The organism is Oceanisphaera profunda (assembly GCF_002157895.1).
GTDB lineage: Bacteria > Pseudomonadota > Gammaproteobacteria > Enterobacterales > Aeromonadaceae > Oceanimonas > Oceanimonas profunda.
Map to the genome: position 1 here is coordinate 1,561,210 of NZ_CP021377.1, position 16,215 is coordinate 1,577,424.

Here is a 16,215-nt window from a genome sequence, read left to right on the forward strand (position 1 = left end):
AATCAGGCATGAAACCGCACCCCGTCAATTGATGGTGTGCGGTTTTTTTATGCCCTTAGCGCGCCACTGGCTCCAACACCGGAAACACCGGAAACTCACCCAGCACTAGCCAAGGCCAAGCCGCTTCTTGATATAAGGCATTGGCCGAGCGCGGATCCAACATTAAGGCTGCCAAGGGCGCTAACGGCTGTGTCATGGGTACTAATAAATCGCCTGGCTGTAAGCTCACCTGAGCGGGCGTAACCTGTACTTGGGCTTGGACTTTTTCTCGCACTCCGGGTCGCGATTTAGGCTGCACGGTTAAGTCGGTTACCAATAACTGCTCAGCAAGTACGGTGCGCGGTGCGGCCAAGGTAATAAAGTCGATATGATGCCGGCTAAGCCAGACCGCCATGCGCTCTCGCTCGCGCGTAATGGCATAGGCTGCCGGCAAAGCGACGGGCTCTTGGCTGATAATGGCGTCGTGATTGGCAAAACGGTGCAATTTTTGATGACCATCTGCCAAACGTACTAATGGTATCTCAACCTCGGGCAGAACGGGGTTAATACCAAAGCTCACGCCCATGGCCAATATTTGCGCGCCGCTTTCATTAGAGTGCCACTGCTGGCGGGCCGCCCGCGAGACCGTCAATAAGGGCTCAGCTTCATCCGCTACCAGCTGTAGCATGGTCAGCATGCTTAAATGTTGCTTGCGAATACGCTCACCAATGTTACGCGGTGTGGCATAGCGGCCTTCTTTATTGTCTAAGCGGTTTTCCACCAAGATAGATACTCGGCCCTGCAGAGCGGCGTAGTTACGCAAGTTAGTGATGCCCAAACCACCGCGCGCCACGGTTTGGCCCAACTGCGTAATTTCACCCCGATAACGACTGGCAGGCAAACCAGCCTTTGTCACTCGCTTAATTAGCTCAGGTAATAAGTGCAGCTCTGTATAGTGACGCAGCCCCGCATCAATATTGGGGTTATTACCCATATCAAACTGCGCTTCTACGTCCGTCATCCAGCCTTGTTCTTTGGTTAAGATGCGCTTCCAAATGCCTGACTCATGAGCGTCGTACACCACATCGGGATCAAAGCGTTGCAAGGCGTCCACCAATAATTGAGTTTCGTTCGCCTGCAAGGCCACATAATCGATATTGGTGTTGTCTTGATTGGCATTGTATCGCGAGCGCAAATCGCGACCATCAGGATTGGCCAGCACCACCAACACTAAATTTAGCCGCGCTAATAAATCCCCATGCTGGCCCGTCGCCAGCTCCTCCGCTAATTGCTGTAGCGCTTCCGCCCCTGCGGGTTCATTACCGTGTTGTGAACCCAATAGCATAACGGTGGCTTTATCCGGCTCTGCCAACGGCTTAGCTAAGAAGGTCGGCGAGCTGGAAAACAACAGTGCGGTTATGGGCAAGCCCCCCGCCGAGCGCCCAAGCGAGACCGTTTTTGCCTGCGCGGATGCGAGATCTAACTCTTTTAAGGCCCGAGTAACGGTGTCGCTACTGGGTAATAGCTGTTTATTTTCTGACGCAACGGGCGTAGCAGCGACAATTTGTGCCCAGCTGATTGCACTATAGAACAGCAGAAAAACCGTAATTTTTTTCATGATAACCCCTAGAATATTCTTTATCTTCAACTACTTATAGTACAAACCCGCTACTAATAGCCAGCCGTTACCTGCGTCAGGAACAGACCACAAAAACCCATGTGTATACAAATAGCGACAGTCCTCCCCATAAAAGATGCGACAGAAGTTGTCACAGGCCAAGACTAAGATAGAATCATACCAAGCAAGAGGGCATCACCATGAGTAAGAAGCTATTAAGACAATTGACCCTGGCGCGCTGTGTTCCATACCGTCCGTATAAGCTGACCGCGCGCCAGCTGCAAGAAAAGCTAGAAGAAGAAGGTATCCAGGTAAGTTTGCGCACTGTACAGCGCGACTTAGAAGAAATGTCCGGCATGGGCCTGTTTGATCTCACCTCCGATGATCGCAGCAAACCCCATGGCTGGTGTTTTGAACGCAATGGTTTAAATGATTTTGCTAACTTTATGCCACTGGGCTTAGCCATGGCGCTTAAGACCTGGAACGACCAGGCCGCCGATTTGCTGCCAGCCAGTGTGCTTAATGAGTTAAACCCTATTATTGATAAAGCTAACCAAGTCATTAAAGACAGCAAAAGTGATTTGGCCAGCCGCTGGGTAGAAAACGTGATTAGCCTGCCACGGCCATTTGCCGGCAGCCCAGAAATTCGTCGTGCCACCACTATTCGTGATGCGCTGTGGCGTGGTCGTAAGTTTAGCGCCGAAATTAGACGCGTGATCAAAGGTCGCACCGTATGGTTGCGTTACGAACAGGTGAATCCACTGGGAATCGTCGGTCGTAAAGACGGCACTATGTTGCTGTGCACCGTCTCGGATATGGACCCTAAAATTTACGGTATTTCCTTTGAACATATCAAAGAAGTAGAGCTGACCAGTCGCCCAGTGACCCAGCCTCGTGAGTTTAGCGTCAATAAATTGATCCGCGAAAAAGGCTACCACGAAGAAGCCGATACCATTCATTTTGTGGGTCGTATCACCAGCCCGAATCGCGCCATTATTGAAACGGCGATTCCCGGCAACAACCCTAGGTTGACCCGTTACGACAAGCAGAGCATGATGGTGGAAACTGAGGTCAAAGATTCGCCAGAATTTCGCCGCTGGTTAACAGATATGGCAGGAAAAGTTGAGATACTGGCTCCTGAATCCTTGAAAAACAGTTAAACTATTATTTCCAGAACTTATATTCGAGGGCTGACAGATTCAGCCCTTTTGTTTTTCCACGGAGTCCCGGATGAGCGACCACCTGTTTTTTGAACCTGCCGAGCCGGAATGTGATGTCATTAATATAGGCGTTATAGGTGTAGGCGGTTGCGGCGGTAACACCGTCAATTTATTAGCGGATAGCACTTTGCCTGACCGCGTGAATATAGTGGCCATGAATACCGACGCCAAAGCGCTGCAACAGAGCCGCGTGGATGTGTTGCAACTGGGCAAGGTATTAACTCGCGGCCTAGGTGCTGGTGCACAGGCAGAAGTGGGCCGCTTAGCGGCAGAAGAAAGTATTGATGAAATCCGTGCCCAACTCAGAGGCGCGGATTTATGCTTTATAACGGCCGGTATGGGCGGCGGCACCGGTACAGGTGCGGCGCCCATAGTAGCTAAAGTGGCCAGAGAGCTAGGCATCATGACGGTTGCTATCGTCACCCGCCCTTTTGGTTTTGAAGGCAAGGTGCGAGCCAAGTCTGCCGACGACGGCCTAGTTGCGCTATCAGAGCATACAGATGCGCTATTGGTGCTGCCCAACGATTACTTACTTAAAGTATTGGGCTCAAAAACGCCGCTGCTGCAAGCCTTTACCGAAAGCAGCAAAGTCATCCAAAATGCCGTTAAAGGCTTGGCCGATATCATAGGTCAAACCGGGCTGATTAATATCGACTTTGCCGACGTGCGCACTATTATGCGCCAACAAGGCAAGGCGGTCATGGGCATTGGCATTGGCACCGGCGAAAACAAGGTGCAAGACGCGACCCTACAGGCGCTGAATAATCCTTTGCTGGAAAGAGTCGAGCTGGAGCGCGCCCGTGGCGTATTGCTTAATGTGGTGGCCTCTGCGGATATCGGCTTGGACGATTTCCAAAAAATCGGTGACTTGGTCGCAGAGTGCGTCGGTGAATTTGCCACTGTGGTATCGGGCATCACCTTAGATCCCAGTCTCACTGACAGCATTCAGGTGACCATGATAGCTACCGGTATTCAACCACCGCAAGCCACCATAGCGCCCACGCAACAGCCTAAGCCTGAAGCCACTGACACGGCCATTGCTCAAGACGCCATGCCCGAAGGGCTAGATATTCCGGCTTTCTTGCGCCAACGCCAGCAGTAAGCTCACAGGGTCAATTAAGCGCAACCGTAAAAAGCCGATGCTCAGCATCGGCTTTTTTATTTTAAGAAGAGCCTTAAATTTAACCCTCCAAAGTGAAAGAGCTATTTTTGCCACGGAACCCACAGAAACCACGGACGAAGAGCAGAGCCTCAAAATTTTATTTTATAAGGTCTGAGCTATATTTTCCCCTTCACGCCTCACGTCTTACCCCTAACGATATAAAATTCAGGCATGAAAAAGGGCAAGCTTGATGGCTTGCCCGTCTTGAAGGATACTCGTTGACTATTCGTGTCACCAACACGAATAACGAGACTTCGAAAGCAATCTTGGGTCTCGGCGCTATTACATAACGCGGACCGTTAATATCCTAGCATTTCGCTTTCAATATTTGAGATAGCTAACATTATTACCGCTTGGCGGGCAAAAAGCGTGAACTAACTCACAAACCCTAAAGCGCCATCTTTAGCGCTCCAAGTCTACCCAAACAATGCGATGATCTGAGCTAGCACGGCGCTCGGGCCAGCCCTGCTTATTCCAGAATAGCTCTGCATTGGCTTTATTCGGTGCCGGCCAATACACACCGCTGGCCGTGGCGCGTAACCCTTGGCTGGGCAAGACATAGTCGAGGCGCAGCCCTTGGCTCTGGGTCCAATATTTAGGGGAGCCGATGCGGGGTTGGCGTAATTTAAGCGCAAAGCCGCCGCGTGCCGCAGGTCGTAATGGGCCCAGTGCCACCGCTCGATTAAGTCGCGGCTCGTGCAACAAGCCTTGTATCGCACTTTGATAACCATCACCGTCCACCGGATCGGCGTTTAAATCCCCTAAGATCACAAAGTCGCTACCCGCAGCTAATCCGCCTTGCCCCCGACATCGTCGTATAAATACTCGCTCAGCTGCGGCCTAATGTAATCATGCCACAACCGCAGTTCATCATGATTACGACAGCTATTACGTCGCTCAGGCCCTTCATCTATGGGCGGCGCGGGGTGACTGGCCAGCAGATGCAAGATACGACCATTCGGCAAGCGCACTGGCAGGTCGAGATGATTTTTAGAAGACAGCGGCAATATGTCTAAGACCTGTTTTCGGTAATAACTGCCCTGTGGCGTGTGCGGTAATTTAGCATCGGGCATATCACGCCATAAAAAGTGACGAAAACTGCGCATTTGCTCAAACAGTAACGGAAAACGCGATAATACCGCCATGGCATACTGACCATGAAAGGCGCCAAACCCTAAGCCATCCGTCGGTAAGCTTGGCGCTACCTGCTCTTCGCCACTTAAATTAACCGGCGCCAAAATTCCGGTATTGGTCGGTACCAAATAACGATAGGGATAATCGATACCTTGCTCGCCCACCGCTACATAATCTTGGCAAAACTGCGTTAAATGCGTATCAAGTGGTGCCGCACCATCATGGTCAAATTCATTTAACAGCACTATATCTGGGCGAATATGCTGCAAAATATGCGCGATATTCCGCGCTTGGGGCAGCCCTTTTGCTAACTCAGCCGCCAATCGCCCGGGCTTACCCCTGTCGAGTGCGACGTTAAATGTCGCGACGCGGATTTTTTGTGGCGACTTCATAAGCGCAACTTGCCTTTATGGTTCAAACTGTCATTATTCGATCATCAAATGCTGTTTTCAAGGATGAAAATAATGTTCAACAGTATACTGTTAATTGCAGTGACGTTATTCGCCCTGCTTTACGTATTGCGCCGACGCCAAGAAAGCTTTCGGATCCGTTTGCAAGACGCAGAAGTTAAGGTGATCAGCGGCCAGCCGCCGCAAGCACTGTTGCTGCTTTGTCGGCAACTGACAAAAGACCTACGCACCGTTAAAGGCAGCATTCGTGGCCTAAAAAAAGGTGAACATATTGTACTGATTTGTTCGCATAGTATTCCTATCGTCTATCGGCGAGATATTTATTTATTTTGGCAACAACAGCCACGATCAGTCAAAACACGCCTTAGCGATCTGCCCGTTCCGCTCAAATAATAGCCTGTTGATGCTAATGTTCTTGACCTGAGCTTCATTTCCCGCTTTGCTGAATACATTATTAATACTCGAGGTTAACTGATGAAATTATATCCCCTATTACTTTGTGCGCTTTTAGCCGCCTGCTCTAGTCAAACGCCTTCGGAGCAAACTAAAACAACCAGCAAACCGAGTAGCCAAAGCACTACTAATCAAGCACCAGAAAAAGTCACGCCTAAAGGCGAGTTTGCTAGCATTGATATCTCTAAATCACAGCAAGCTATGGATGCGATTACCAGCGGTAATGGCGAAATGATTAATACTATTTTAAAAACGCCTAATGATTATGCGCCGCCGGTCTTGTATTTAATTTCCGCCATTATGTTCGATAACGAATATCAAGATCAGGCCACCTTTTGGTTTTATGCGGCACAATTGCGTGCCCGCAGTGATGCAAATAAATCCGGTGATGAAACAGCGCACGCGGCCGTTAGTCAGCTCAACCAGCGCTTTGGCGCTAAGATCACCCCTTATTCCATGAGCAATCCCGAGCGCTTAAAGGGCATCGTTAGCCAAGTACTGGCATGGGACGCCGAACAAACCCGTAATTACGATGCACGCTGGGTAGCTCTGCAGAGTAAAGATGTGCTCACCGAGAGCACGATTGATTTTGCACCTAAGCAAAAATGGCAAGAAATTGATGTGCTTACCCGCAACCAGTTTCGCCAAGGTTTAGAACAAGCATTAACTAAAATAGCGCAGCCCGCTGCCGGCTAAATAAGTTATTAGCACCCGATTTACCACAAACATCCCGGCCTTGGTCGGGATGTTTGCGTTTAAGCGACACGTTTAAGACAAATGCCGCACCTATCACAGGCCTACACACAAACTTAAGCATTTGCTTAAATAAAAACTGGACTCAGGGTAAAATAAGCCATTCATTACTTAATTGGAGATCCTCCGCTATGAGTCAAGTAAACCCTAGTCCCATTAAAGTATGGGATTGGTCGATTCGGGTTTTTCACTGGAGCTTACCCGTACTGCTGTTCTTACTTTGGCGCTCGGCAGGTGACGACATGGATCAGCATATGCTGCTCGCCCAGATGCTGCTCACCTTACTAATGTATCGTATTATCTGGGGCTTTATAGGCACGCCTTATGCGCGTTTTAGCCATTTTATTTATCACCCCAAACACATCTTTCGATACTTTCTCGCCAGTGCTAAGCCCAACAAGCCTATTTATCTAAGCCATAACCCGGTGGGCGGCATTATGGTATTGGTAATTTTAGCCACCTTGTTGTTTCAGCTGACCACAGGGTTATTTGCCAGTGACGATATTTTTTATAATGGCCCGCTCTATATGTATGCCTCAGGCGCCACCACTAAGCTGATGACCTTTTTACACAAAAAATGGTTTTATTGGGGCATCTTATTAATCGTAGGCATGCATATTTTGGCCATCGTTATGTACCGATTGCGCGGCGAGGGTTTAGTAAAAGCCATGGTGACAGGTCATAAACGAGTCGCAGTGGAGCGCGTGGCCGATAAGCTGACCATTCATGCATCTTTTCCTTGGCTGCGCTTTGTAGTGGCGCTCGCGCTGGCAGTGCTACCGGCGTGGATGTTGTTTTATTATTTGTAAGCTTGTCGTGAAGTGTAAGAAAAAAAATGCCGAATCATAAGATTCGGCACAATTTACTGCTCACGTTTACGCCTTACTGGGTGTTACTGCTTCACGCCCTCAAGGATAAATTCCAGCTCCATGGTGGCAGCAGCAGGTCCTAGGTCATAGTTAATGCCAAAGTCACTGGGCTTTAAGGTCATTTCACCCTCAAAGCCACGACGATAGCCGCCCCAAGGATCTTTACCGGCGCCCACTTCTTCGATCTCAAACTCCACCTGCTTGGTCACACCGTGCAAGGTTAAGTCGCCCTTCACCTTATATTCACCCTCGTCATCGTCTTTAGTAACGCTGGTGCTCTTAAAGCTGGCTTCAGGAAACTTCTTCACGTTTAAGAAGTCTTCGCTGCGCACGTGGCGATCACGCTCCGCATGGTTACTGTCGACGCTGCTGGTGTTGATGGTTACTTCCACGCTGTTATTAGCCACATCGTCTTCATCAAACACGAAGCTGCCTTTAAAGTCGTTAAAGCGCCCAACTACCCAGCTATAACCGAGATGGTCAATCTTAAAATTGATGGAGGCATGCATGCCCTTGGTGTCTACCACATAGGTTTCGGCGGCGGCATAAGTCTGGCTTGTAACCAGCAACATGGCGGCAGCAATCAGTGTTCTCTTCATCTTTATTCTCCTTGAATAGCGTTATGCCAATTACAGCATGCGCTTGAGGGTGACATCTTTATCTAAGAAATGGTGTTTCAGTGCAGCCAAGCCGTGCAGCGCAGATAAGCCAATTAAGGCCCACGCACAATATTCGTGTATCAGACCGGCTACGTCTTCTTGATTAGGAAAAGCGGTGATCAATACCGGAATATCAAACCAGCCAAAAAAGGAGGCCGGTCTGTCGTCGGCGGTGGCGATTAAATAGCCACTGATAAACATGCCAAACATCAATCCATAAAGCAGCCCTACAGTGGCACCTGCTACTCGCCGCTCCCACCACTTATGGCTAGGCAAAGCGGCCGGATGCTGGCTTGAAAAGCGTACCACTAACCGTAGCATTACTAACAGCAGTAGCAAGAAGCCGACGCTCTTATGCCAAAACGGCAATATTTGATACAGAGAGTCATAATAACTCAGGCTGCGCATCCATAAGCCCACCGCGAATAGGCCGATAATGAGTAGTGCTGTAAGCCAATGCAACATACGCATTGGCACTGAATATTTCAGCATTTGAATTAACCTCTATGACTCAGGATACACATCATTATCGCGCTTTTATCGGCTTTAGATGCAAAGCACCTTTGTTTTTATCACTTATATTTAAATACCGCTAACAGCAGCCGCATTCTTTATGACGGATCACGACTTTTAAATATATGCATTTTAAATACCTAATAAAAAGGAGCCCTAAGGCTCCTTTTTAGTCAGAACAAACGCTGCTTAATCGCACTTACTTAGTCTGCACGATAATCATCGTGACAGGCTTTACAGCTTTTCAGTACTTTAACGATGGCAGGGCCGGCAGCTTTCTTATCGAAACCCTCTTCACCCGTTACCGCAATCAGCTCTTGCAGTGCGCCACCAAAAGCTTTGCCTTTATCGCCAAAGCCGTCCATATCTTCCCAAGCCGCAGGCAGCATGTTGCTGTCTTTAACGCCTTGAGTAGCAGGCACATAGGTTTCGCCCAGTAACTTGGCCACATTGCCCATGTTTAATGCGCGTTCGCGCACCACTTCCGGATCAAATTCAATGTCACCCTTGGCCGTGGCACCCAGCACAGTGGCTTGAGCGCTCATCACTTGATAAATAGACTGGCGATATTTAACCAGATCATCTGGCTTAAATAACTCGGCTTGGGCGAGTACAGAAGTAGCGAATACACCACCGACCATTAACAACGCGACTTTTTTCAGCATCATTTGCTCCTAATTTTAATTATTTTTAATTCGTAAATCAGATTACGTTTATTAGCGTATTACGATAAACCATCAAATAGGGCAAAGCCACCCATAAAAACCAAGGCTGTGGCTTAGGGCAACTGTTTTACCCAAATTAACTGCTTTGTCGCAAAGCCGAGTGCTTTTGCTTTGGCGACAAAGTGCTCTTTTAATGCGGGGCTAATCTCAGGCGTGCGCGACAGCAGCCATAAATAGTCGTGGTTATAGCCGGAAATAAAGGCGTATTGGTAGTCCTCGTCTAACTCAAATACTAGGTAAGAGCTATAAAAAGGCCCAAAGAAGGACACCTTAAGATGCGCTTCATCAACGCCATTCACGAAGTAAGCCTTACCCTCTGCCTCTTTTTGTTCGCCACTTTTGGCGTCCACACCGCGGTTAAGCACTCGTATGCCGCCGTCATCCCGCAACTTGTACTCAGCGGACACTTGCTCAAGCCCGCGCTCAAAGGAATGATCCAAACGGGCAATCTCATACCAAGTGCCTAAGTAACGGTCGGCATCAAAGTTTTTTACTGGCGTCACGCCCTCGGGCATACCCGTACAGCCAGATAATACCACCGCCAGCAAGCCCAGCACCCATCCGTGTAAACAACGCATCACTACCTCCTTTATTGGTCAGCCTTTCGCTTTATGGTGCCGAGCCTCAGCCCTATAATTTAGTACAGCTGACTAAGAACTTACCAAAAAAATCACGGTCTTGGCTAAATTGGATTAGGTTAAGAGGAGTAAGTTAAATAGGAGTGGGTTATAGGTGGCTACCGATTTCAGCCACCGGCCTTACTGCTCATCACCATAAGGATGCCTTATGACTGACCGAAGTCCGCACTCGCATCATCACGCCATCCCCGCTCAAAATCACAGTAAGCGGCTGTGGTGGGCATTGGGCTTAACCAGTACCTTTTTAATTATTGAAGTGATTGGTGGCCTGCTTACCCAAAGTTTGGCCTTATTATCTGATGCGGCGCATATGTTTACCGATACCGCAGCGCTGGCCATTGCCCTTGCAGCTATTCAAGTTGCCAAGCGCCCTGCCGATCAAAAACGTACCTTTGGTTATCATAGGTTCGAGATTTTAGCGGCGGCCTTTAATGCCTTACTGCTGTTTGGAGTGGCATTTTATATTGTGTATGAAGCTTGGTTGCGTATTCAACAACCTGCAGAAGTGCAATCGGCGGGCATGCTGGCCATTGCCGTTGTGGGGTTAGGCATTAATTTGCTGGCCATGTATTTATTGGTAGGCGGTCAAAAAGAAAGCTTAAATATAAAAGGCGCTTATCTAGAAGTGCTGAGTGATGCGCTGGGATCCGTGGGCGTCATCATAGGTGCTTTGGTGATTATGGTGACGGGTTGGCAGTGGGTGGACTCGGTGATTGCGGTGGCCATTGGTTTTTGGGTGCTGCCACGTACTTGGATTTTACTGCGCGATAGCCTGCATATTTTGCTGGAAGGCGTGCCCGCTAATGTAGATTTAGACCAGATTAATGCCGATTTAAGCCGGCTTGACGGCGTGCAAGAAGTACATGACTTGCATGTGTGGGCGCTAACCAGTGGCAAAGCGAGCTTAACGGCACACTTGGTGATACCAGAGTTAGATCTTCAGCAAGTATTGCAGGCCGCGCGAGAGCTCTTGGCCCATGAACATCAATTGCATCATGTCACATTGCAATGTGAGCGCGAGCCTTGTGACATGGCCGATAAGGATACTCATCAGTTCTTACAAAGTACCCAGCGCCAAGACTTTCATCAGCATTAACGGCATTAAAACCGAGTGCCAAGCCGCGCAGCCTGCCTGCTACGGCTTGTTGCTACGATTTAGTACAGCTAGCCAGTAATTTGACGAAAAAATCGCTGCCTTTGCGCCGCGCAAACTCCACATTACGCTCAGGGATAGTATGCGGATTTGGATAGTCGGCCAGCACCTGCTCCATGCTGGCTTCACGGATCAGGTGCAGCGTGGGGTAAGGCGAGCGATTAGTATAATTGGCCGCATCGTCTTGAGGTTCACCTTCGAAGCAATAGTCTGGGTGAAAACTGGCCAGCTGATATTTACCCTCGTAGCCTTGCTCTAGCAGCATATCTTCTGCCAAATCGACTAAGTCTAAATACGCATAAAAGCCTTCAAAACCCCGCGGTAAAATTACTAAAGTAGTTTCTACTGCCGGCTGCTCGTCGAGCAAAGCACACTCGGCTAATAGCGCCGGCAACACCGCTTTCGGTTTATGCTCTTCAACCACTGCATAGCGAATGCTGGCGCGTTCCACCTCTCGGCGGGCAAAGGGGCAGAGATTAAACTTCATAATGACCTGCTTCACCCAGTGCTCGGTGTGTGCTAGGTACTGCTCTTGTTCTGACATGATTGAGTGCTCTTTTAAATATCCAATGGCAGGCTATTGATACCGTTTGCCATTGTGTTTCAGCCAGCCGCCTGGGTGACGTCCTTTAGGGTCGTGATGAGTCCAGTGCACCACACCGCCTTTGTTATTCCATTCATACTCGCCGTAAAACGCCACCGTATCGCCTACTTTCAGGGTGTCGATCCGTGGTGCCAAATCAATATTATGAGCAATAAGCAAAGTTTGACCGCTCGGCAAGGCCAGCAAAAATCGCTGATGGCGGGAGCCCTTATTGTCATCCTTTAGCAGACGAACTACTCGGCCGCGGCCCTCGACTTGCACATCGCTCTGCCGGTTTTGATAGGCTAGCAGCAGTGGATCGTGGGCGGCTTGCGTCGTCGATAACAAAGTAAAAAGCGGCGAATTTTGACTCAGGCCGCCGATCAGGCCGAAGCCTACTAGCAGAGTAATCAGGATTTTTTTCATCGGTGTTGCAACCTCATTACTTTCAATCTCGTCACTGGGGGTAGTGTTAGTCGCGGGTAAAAACCAGACTCGTATAATAACCGATAGCACTGCTCTTGCTGTTATCGGCGTCACTCATAATGGCGACGGCTTCAAGATAACGAAAGTCTTTGCCGAACAGCCGCCGCAAATCCGCCTTAATATTGCGTTTTTCATTGACCCAGCCATCACCATCTTGGCGATTACGCAGCGCCCACATCATCGCCTTATCGCCGGCGAAGGGATTCTCCCAAGCCTGCCCCACCTCCGCCTGCTGCGCCCAAACGTAGCTGATAGCCTTGCTGCTCAGTCGGGTCCAGCCGTCGCGAACTACCACATAGACTCGCACCGAGAAATCATCCCCCGCCTTATCGCGCTCATTGGCTACAGTCGGAAATTGCTCTACTCGCCAGCGCCAGCTGAGCCAAGGAGTCGCATCCAGATCGATCCGTTGCTCATAGAAAAGACCCGACGCCGCCGCTCGGCTACTGGCCCGTATCACTTGCTGCTGCAGTTGGGGATCAAGCACCAGCCGATATTCGGTATCGCCGGCAAAGCTTTTGGGCTCCCAGCCCAGCATGACCGCCGGAGAAAACGCCAAGGCGAAGACCGGAGCAGATAACGCCCAGAACAAGCAGCCCAAAATAGCTGTATATAAGGTGGCTGTATATAAAGTGGCTGCACATAAGGTACGAGTAAGCATAATGGCATCCTAAACCGTGAATCTTTAGTCAGTATAGGCATCCGCATTAGGATACCTTGCTTAACTTCGACTAAAAAACACCGGGGGCCAGCACGCGAACGGCCTCATTCTGGTGCCTGCTGTTGCCGTTGAATATGCCACAACTGCGCATACCGCCCTTGTTTGGCTAACAGCACTTCATGATTACCTTGCTCCACGATGCGACCGTGGTCCATCACTAAAATATGGTCTGCATCAACCACCGTCGACAAACGGTGGGCAATCACTAGACTGGTTTGCCCACGCGATACCTCGGCAATGGCCTGCAGTATGCTTTGCTCTGAGCGACTGTCGAGGGACGAGGTGGCTTCATCAAATACCAAGATAGCGGGCCGCTTCAGAATGGTGCGCGCGATCGCTACCCGCTGTTTTTCACCGCCACTGAGTTTAAGGCCGCGCTCACCCACTAGCGTGTTGGCGCCTTGTGGCAAACGCGCAATAAAGTCCGCTAAATGAGCCAAGCGAATGGCTTCCATTACTTCTTCGTCGGTAGCGCTAATGCGGCCATAGCGAATATTGTCAAAAATGGAGGCGTTAAATAGCACCGTATCTTGCGGCACTATGCCAATGGCTTGGCGTAATGAGCCTTGGGTGACGTGGCGAATATCTTGACCATCAATTAAGATGCTACCGTTGTTTACGTCATAAAAACGAAACAGTAATTTTACCAGCGTCGACTTGCCCGAGCCACTGGCCCCCACTACCGCCACCTTTTGCTGAGCGCGCACGCTAAAGCTCACTTGCTGCAAAATAGTCCGCTCTGGCCCATAACCAAAGCTCACATCTTTAAACTCAATGGCACCTTGGCTAATGGCCAGCTCAGTAGCCTGCGGCGCATCATTAATAGTGGGATCTCGGCGTAACAAGGCGAACATGCGCTCCACATTGGCCATGGAGCTTTTCATTTCTCGATACACAAAGCCTAAGAAATTAAGCGGCATAAATAGCTGCATCATAAAGGCATTAATTAATACAAAATCACCCAGCGTCATGGTGCCGGCCACCACATTTTTTCCAGCCAAGATCATCATGATGGTCATGGCCACGGCAATAATCAGCGCCTGACCGCCATTAAGCGCAAACAAGCTTAAGCGGTTATTACGCCGCGCCACTTCCCACTGGGCAAGATCCGTATCGTAGCGCTCGGCTTCATAACGCTCGTTAGTAAAATATTTTACGGTTTCAAAGTTAAGCAGGCTGTCTACGGCGCGGGTATTGCTTTGCGAGTCGGCAAGATTGGCCGCCCGCACATAACCGGTGCGCCAATCGGTGGCCACCACCGACCAGCCGATATACAAGACCACGGCCACAAAGGTCACCAGCGCAAACCAGATGGAATAATTAACCAGCAACACGCCAATCACTAAGGCAATTTCAAACAGCGTCGGCACTATGTTAAACACCATAAAACGCAGCAAGAAACTGACGCCCGACACGCCCCGTTCTACGTCGCGAGACAAACCGCCGGTATTACGATTAAGGTGAAAATCCAGCTCTAAACGGTGTAAATGTTTAAACACCGCCAGCCCAATGCGGCGCATGGCGCGTTCGGTAACGCGGCCAAACAGCGCATCGCGGATCTCTCCTAGCAACACGTTAGCCAAGCGCATTACGCCATAGGCCAGCAATAATCCTAAGGGTAAGACCAATATTTTAGCCACGCCTTCGCTGGCCACGCCTTTATCCATAGCATCGACAATATGCTTAAGAATAAACGGCAGGCCCACACTGGCGACTTTGGCAGCCACTAAACAGGCCAGCGCCAGCACAATACGCAACCGATACTCTAATAAATAGGGCAACAAGGTGCGCAAAGTTTGCCAATTAAACTGAGTGTCATCCGCCTCGGGATTAAAAGAGCCGTGTCGCATAAATCTGCCTGAGTAAAAGAATCATCATAGGCTGATGATACCTCGTCCAGCCCCACAGAGTGGCATGCTTCAGTTGAAACCACTTTAGTGTAAGCTGAGATATCAGCGTGATAAAAGGACAAACCATGGAACGGGTGCCAGAGAACACCATCTATAGCCTACAGTTGGACGGCCATGGCGGCATGCAGCATTTGGCTGCAGGCGCAGAGTTACTCACAGAGTCCCCCGCTTGGGTGCACCTAGACTACGGGCAGCCACAAGCCCAACAATGGTTGCAACAGACTAGCTTGCTCAGCGAGAGCGCCCGCGAGGCCTTGCTCGGCCAAAGTAATAGACCCAAGCTGATACGCCAGGGCGAAAGTTTGTTGCTGATTTTGCGCGGTATCAACCATAACGAGCACAACCGACCAGAAGAAATGGTGGCGCTGCGGATCTTTATTAGCCCGCAGTTGATTATTAGCAGCCGATGTCGGCCATTGTTATCGGAAAGAGATGTTTTTGAGCAATTCGCCACCCAAGATGGCCCCGTGAGCCCCAGCGATTGGCTGGTGGAAATATGCGATGCCCTGACCGATCGCGCCGGAGAGTTTGTCGAAACGCTACACGATAGAATATTGAGCCTCGAAGAATCGGTGCTCGAAAATACCATGCCCGCCAGTGGTCAGCTGGGCCGTATCCGCAAGCAGCTGATTATGATCCGCCGTTATCTTTCTCCCCAGCGGGACTTGGTAGCACGCTTGGCCAGCGAGAAGATAAGTTGGTTAAATGACGACGATCGCCGCCGTTTACTGGATATTGCCGACCGACTGCGTCGCTGGCTGGACGACTTAGACGCAGGGGTGGCGCGTACTGCCGTGTTGGCCGACGAGGTCAACAACATCATGGCCGCCGCCACCAACCGCCGCGCCTATCAAATGTCGATTATGGCGCTGTTGTTTTTGCCTGCCAGCTTTCTCACCGGCTTATTTGGCATTAACTTAGCCGGTATGCCCGGCGCCGACAATCCGCTGGCCTTTTGGACTTTTTGTGGCGTATTAACCGGCTTAGCTTTGCTGTTGGCCATATGGCTAAAGCTCAGGAGCTGGTGGTAGGGGCATGATATTTATCCATTTGCAGATACATACCATAAGGACTAAATGAGTAGCCAACCACTCAGGTAGCACACCATACGTTAACAAAACGCCAAGCAGTGACCGACTACGAACGACAGGCTCAATCTACATAAAAAACCATCCAAAAATTTCAGGATTTTTATAACGATATGAGTATAAAAGTGTTAGCTAGGTTAA

18 protein-coding genes are annotated in these 16,215 nt (G+C 49.8%); 7 read left to right on the plus strand and 11 right to left on the minus strand.

Going from position 1 to position 16,215, the window contains the following annotated elements:
- Nucleotides 1–55 precede the first annotated feature (55 nt).
- Nucleotides 56–1,597 (minus strand): M14 family zinc carboxypeptidase, encoded by a 1,542-nt coding sequence (locus CBP31_RS06805; RefSeq protein WP_087035723.1) that lies wholly within the window; start codon nt 1,595–1,597, stop codon nt 56–58.
- Nucleotides 1,598–1,797: 200 nt separating this feature from the next.
- Between CBP31_RS06805 and CBP31_RS06810 the strand changes: the two genes are divergently transcribed.
- Together CBP31_RS06810 and ftsZ are read left to right on the plus strand one after the other, a co-directional pair.
- Nucleotides 1,798–2,757 carry a helix-turn-helix transcriptional regulator gene (locus CBP31_RS06810; protein WP_087035724.1) on the plus strand — a complete coding sequence of 320 codons (960 nt, stop codon included), beginning with the start codon at nt 1,798–1,800 and terminating at the stop codon, nt 2,755–2,757.
- A 70-nt stretch (nt 2,758–2,827) separates the two neighbouring features.
- Nucleotides 2,828–3,919, plus strand: a complete 1,092-nt coding sequence (gene ftsZ, locus CBP31_RS06815) for a cell division protein FtsZ (protein ID WP_087035726.1) — start codon at nt 2,828–2,830, stop codon at nt 3,917–3,919.
- Nucleotides 3,920–4,381: 462 nt separating this feature from the next.
- Here the strand turns inward: ftsZ and CBP31_RS15850 are convergent, their stop codons facing one another.
- On the minus strand, nt 4,382–4,750 hold the full coding sequence (locus CBP31_RS15850; protein WP_265414969.1) for an endonuclease/exonuclease/phosphatase family protein: 369 nt from the start codon (nt 4,748–4,750) through the stop codon (nt 4,382–4,384).
- A 17-nt stretch (nt 4,751–4,767) separates the two neighbouring features.
- On the minus strand, nt 4,768–5,505 hold the full coding sequence (locus tag CBP31_RS06820) for an endonuclease/exonuclease/phosphatase family protein (RefSeq protein ID WP_265414970.1): 738 nt from the start codon (nt 5,503–5,505) through the stop codon (nt 4,768–4,770).
- A gap of 72 nt (nt 5,506–5,577) precedes the next feature.
- On the opposite strand from CBP31_RS06820, the gene CBP31_RS06825 reads away from it, so the two are divergent.
- The 3 genes from CBP31_RS06825 (at nt 5,578) to CBP31_RS06835 (ending at nt 7,538) form a co-directional block, all read left to right on the plus strand.
- Nucleotides 5,578–5,916, plus strand: coding sequence for a DUF3634 family protein (locus CBP31_RS06825; protein WP_087035728.1), 339 nt, complete (start codon nt 5,578–5,580; stop codon nt 5,914–5,916).
- Nucleotides 5,917–5,997: 81 nt separating this feature from the next.
- Complete coding sequence (locus tag CBP31_RS06830) at nt 5,998–6,672, plus strand: hypothetical protein (RefSeq protein WP_227875179.1); 675 nt, start codon at nt 5,998–6,000, stop codon at nt 6,670–6,672.
- A gap of 188 nt (nt 6,673–6,860) precedes the next feature.
- Nucleotides 6,861–7,538: a cytochrome b/b6 domain-containing protein gene (locus CBP31_RS06835; protein WP_087035734.1), complete on the plus strand. Its 678-nt coding sequence runs from the start codon at nt 6,861–6,863 to the stop codon at nt 7,536–7,538.
- Nucleotides 7,539–7,621: 83 nt separating this feature from the next.
- Here the strand turns inward: CBP31_RS06835 and CBP31_RS06840 are convergent, their stop codons facing one another.
- The 4 genes from CBP31_RS06840 to CBP31_RS06855 form a co-directional block, all read right to left on the minus strand.
- The gene (locus tag CBP31_RS06840; RefSeq protein WP_087035736.1) at nt 7,622–8,197 is read right to left on the minus strand and encodes a YceI family protein; all 576 of its coding nucleotides are present in this window, start codon (nt 8,195–8,197) and stop codon (nt 7,622–7,624) included.
- A 30-nt stretch (nt 8,198–8,227) separates the two neighbouring features.
- Nucleotides 8,228–8,749, minus strand: coding sequence for a cytochrome b (locus CBP31_RS06845; protein WP_227875180.1), 522 nt, complete (start codon nt 8,747–8,749; stop codon nt 8,228–8,230).
- 224 nt (nt 8,750–8,973) lie between these two features.
- Complete coding sequence (locus CBP31_RS06850; protein ID WP_227875181.1) at nt 8,974–9,438, minus strand: c-type cytochrome; 465 nt, start codon at nt 9,436–9,438, stop codon at nt 8,974–8,976.
- Nucleotides 9,439–9,548: 110 nt separating this feature from the next.
- Nucleotides 9,549–10,073 carry a lipocalin family protein gene (locus CBP31_RS06855; RefSeq protein ID WP_087035740.1) on the minus strand — a complete coding sequence of 175 codons (525 nt, stop codon included), beginning with the start codon at nt 10,071–10,073 and terminating at the stop codon, nt 9,549–9,551.
- 208 nt (nt 10,074–10,281) lie between these two features.
- On the opposite strand from CBP31_RS06855, the gene CBP31_RS06860 reads away from it, so the two are divergent.
- Nucleotides 10,282–11,229: a cation diffusion facilitator family transporter gene (locus tag CBP31_RS06860; protein WP_087035742.1), complete on the plus strand. Its 948-nt coding sequence runs from the start codon at nt 10,282–10,284 to the stop codon at nt 11,227–11,229.
- A 52-nt stretch (nt 11,230–11,281) separates the two neighbouring features.
- On the opposite strand, the gene CBP31_RS06865 is transcribed toward CBP31_RS06860, so the two are convergent.
- The 4 genes from CBP31_RS06865 to CBP31_RS06880 all read right to left on the minus strand — a co-directional run bounded on the left by CBP31_RS06865 (nt 11,282) and on the right by CBP31_RS06880 (nt 14,926).
- Nucleotides 11,282–11,830: a DUF1415 domain-containing protein gene (locus CBP31_RS06865; RefSeq protein ID WP_087035744.1), complete on the minus strand. Its 549-nt coding sequence runs from the start codon at nt 11,828–11,830 to the stop codon at nt 11,282–11,284.
- Nucleotides 11,831–11,863: 33 nt separating this feature from the next.
- Nucleotides 11,864–12,295: a DUF3465 domain-containing protein gene (locus CBP31_RS06870; RefSeq protein WP_087035746.1), complete on the minus strand. Its 432-nt coding sequence runs from the start codon at nt 12,293–12,295 to the stop codon at nt 11,864–11,866.
- A 46-nt stretch (nt 12,296–12,341) separates the two neighbouring features.
- Nucleotides 12,342–13,016 (minus strand): DUF3047 domain-containing protein, encoded by a 675-nt coding sequence (locus tag CBP31_RS06875; protein WP_087035749.1) that lies wholly within the window; start codon nt 13,014–13,016, stop codon nt 12,342–12,344.
- 104 nt (nt 13,017–13,120) lie between these two features.
- Entirely contained in the window at nt 13,121–14,926 is a 1,806-nt protein-coding gene (locus CBP31_RS06880) for an ABCB family ABC transporter ATP-binding protein/permease (protein WP_087035751.1), read from the minus strand.
- Nucleotides 14,927–15,051: 125 nt separating this feature from the next.
- On the opposite strand from CBP31_RS06880, the gene zntB reads away from it, so the two are divergent.
- Nucleotides 15,052–16,017: a zinc transporter ZntB gene (zntB, locus tag CBP31_RS06885; RefSeq protein ID WP_087035753.1), complete on the plus strand. Its 966-nt coding sequence runs from the start codon at nt 15,052–15,054 to the stop codon at nt 16,015–16,017.
- The last annotated feature ends 198 nt before the right edge of the window (nt 16,018–16,215 follow it).